The organism is Spirochaeta lutea, from assembly GCF_000758165.1.
GTDB classification, from domain to species: Bacteria; Spirochaetota; Spirochaetia; order DSM-27196; family Salinispiraceae; genus Spirochaeta_D; species Spirochaeta_D lutea.
Genome location: NZ_JNUP01000013.1, coordinates 1 through 380, shown reverse-complemented (window position 1 = coordinate 380; position 380 = coordinate 1). Strand labels below are relative to the sequence as shown.

The following is a 380-nucleotide window of genomic DNA, read 5'->3' as shown; positions in this document are numbered from 1 at the left end:
GTGCCTCGACTGCAGATTTAGCTTCGGTGTATACCGCAGGAGCCCAGAGCGTCACCGGTGATACGATCAATTTGAATGGGTCGACTTACCAGAGTACCGCTGCAACCTCGCCGATCAGTTTTGAAGGAGCGACGGTCCTGACCACCGATGTAGATGTAACCACAGCTAACAGTGACATTAGCTTTACAACTCCGGGAACGATAGATGGCGCATTTGCCCTTGATCTGACAGCGGGAACCGGAACGGTTGACGTGGCCGGGGTTGTGGGAACTGATCTTGTGACGGTGGCGAACCATTTAACCAATTTCACGGTAAGCAGCGCCTCGACAGCGGACTTGGATTCAGTGTTTACCTCAGGAGCCCAGAGCGTTACCGCTGAT

1 protein-coding gene is annotated in these 380 nt (G+C 53.7%); it reads left to right on the top strand.

Going from position 1 to position 380, the window contains the following annotated elements; genetic code table 11:
* Positions 1–380, top strand: a 380-nt coding sequence (locus tag DC28_RS16490; RefSeq protein WP_162180176.1) for a hypothetical protein, incomplete at both ends; no start/stop codon positions are given.